The sequence below is a fragment of the Melaminivora alkalimesophila genome (genome assembly GCF_000282995.1).
GTDB classification, from domain to species: domain Bacteria; phylum Pseudomonadota; class Gammaproteobacteria; order Burkholderiales; family Burkholderiaceae_C; genus Melaminivora; species Melaminivora alkalimesophila.
Genome location: NZ_ALEE01000500.1, coordinates 1 through 1,788, shown reverse-complemented (window position 1 = coordinate 1,788; position 1,788 = coordinate 1). Strand labels below are relative to the sequence as shown.

The 1,788-nt window shown below is 73.9% G+C and carries 2 protein-coding genes; one reads left to right on the top strand and one right to left on the bottom strand.

Going from position 1 to position 1,788, the window contains the following annotated elements; genetic code table 11:
- A partial coding sequence (locus A612_RS09760) for an MATE family efflux transporter (protein WP_019374311.1) occupies positions 1 to 702 on the top strand: 702 nt, incomplete at its 5' end.
- Here the strand turns inward: A612_RS09760 and phoR are convergent.
- Positions 665 to 1,788: phosphate regulon sensor histidine kinase PhoR (gene phoR / locus A612_RS09755; RefSeq protein ID WP_019374310.1), on the bottom strand; the 1,124-nt coding region annotated here is incomplete at its 5' end. The genes A612_RS09760 and phoR overlap by 38 nt on opposite strands.

The window sequence follows — 1,788 nt, the reverse complement described above, 5'->3', positions numbered from 1 at the left end:
CGGCGCCCCGAGCCGCCGGACCGCGCGCAGCTGCTGCGCTTCCTGCGCCTGGGCTTGCCGGCGGGCCTGGCAATTCTGGTGGAGGTGACTTCCTTCACACTGATGGCGCTGTTCATCGCGCGCCAGGGGGCGCTTGCCGCCGCGGCGCACCAGATCGCCGCCAACGTGGCCGTGGTGCTGTACATGGTGCCGCTGTCGCTGGCGATCGCCGCCAGCGCCCGCGTGAGCTTCTGGCGCGGCAGCGGCGACGAGGCGCGCGCCGCGCGCGTGGCCTGGCAGGGCTTCGGGCTGGCGGCGCTGCTGGGCTGCACGCTGGGCGCCCTGCTCCTCGTGCTGCGCACGCCGGTGGCAGGGCTGTATTCCAACAGCGCCGAGGTGGTGGCGCTCACCGCCGGCCTGCTGGCCTGGGTGTCTGCCTGCCACGTCGCGGACGCGCTGCAGACCTTCTGCATCTTCGTGCTGCGCTGCTACCAGATCACGCTGGCGCCGCTGCTCATCTACGGGGTGCTCCTGTGGGGGATGGGGTTGGGCGGGGGCTACACCCTGGCCTACCGCGGCTGGGACGGGCAGCCGCCCCTGGCGTCGCCCGCCGCCTTCTGGGGCGCCAACGGCGTGGCGCTGTCGGTGGTGGCGCTGGCCTTCACTGCGCTGCTGTGGCTGGTGCTCAGGCTGCGGCGCCGGGCGGCGGCGCGGGAGGGGTAGGCGGGGCTTGCGGCGCGTCCTGGCGCACGCGCTCCGGCGGGAATTCGATGGCAAAGCGCGCGCCCTCGCCGAGTGGGCTGTCAATCTGCAGATGGGCGCCATGGCGCTGCACCACATGGCGCACGATCGCCAGGCCAAGGCCGGTGCCACCGGTGCCGCGCGCGCGGCTGCCGTCGACCCGGTAGAAGCGCTCGGTGATGCGCGGCAGGTGTTCGGCGGGAATGCCTGGGCCGGTGTCGCTCACCGTGAGCACCGCCCCGCCCCCGGCCCGGTGCCGCCATGCCACCTCGATGAGGCCGCCCGCCGGCGTGTAGCGCAGCGCGTTGCCGATCAGGTTCGACAGTGCGCTGTGCAATTCGCTGGCGCTGCCGGCCACCCAGCCGGCGGCGCCGGGCGCCCCGTCGTCGGAAAACACGATCCGGTGGCCCTGACCGGGCGCCAGCACCTCCGACAGCGCCTGCGCCTCCTCGCGGCAGCGCCCCAGCAGTTCGGCCATGCAGACCCATTCCTGCAGGCCCGGTGGCGCGCTGCCCTCCAGGCGCGAGAGCGACAGCAAGCCCTCCACCAGCCGCTGCATGCGCGCGCCCTGCTGGGACATCAGGCCAAGATAGCGCGCCTGCTCGTCGGGCGCCAGGGGCAGGTCCTGCAGCGCCTCGACGAGGCCGATCAGCACGGTCAGCGGCGTGCGGATCTCGTGCGAGACGTTGGCGACGAAATCGCGCCGCATGGCTTCCGCCTGCTCCAGCTGCGTGACGTCGCGCGACAGCAGCAGGTGGCGGCCGTCGCCGTAGGGGTGCAGGTGCACGGACAGCCGCACGGGCCGCGCCGGGGTGCTGGCGCGCCCGGCCAGCAGCACCCCGGCCGCGAGGTCGCCGCCGTGGCAATAGTCGTGGAAGGCAGGCTCACGGACCAGGTTGCCCAGGGCCTGCAGCGCATCGCGCTCGGCATGGATGCCGAAGTGCTCCTGCGCCACCTGGTTGCACCATTCGATCCGGCCCTGGGCATCGAGCAGCACCACGCCGTTGGGCGAGGCCTGCAAGGCCGCCAGGATCGCCGCCACGCGCGCCTCGGCGGCCCGCTCGCGCC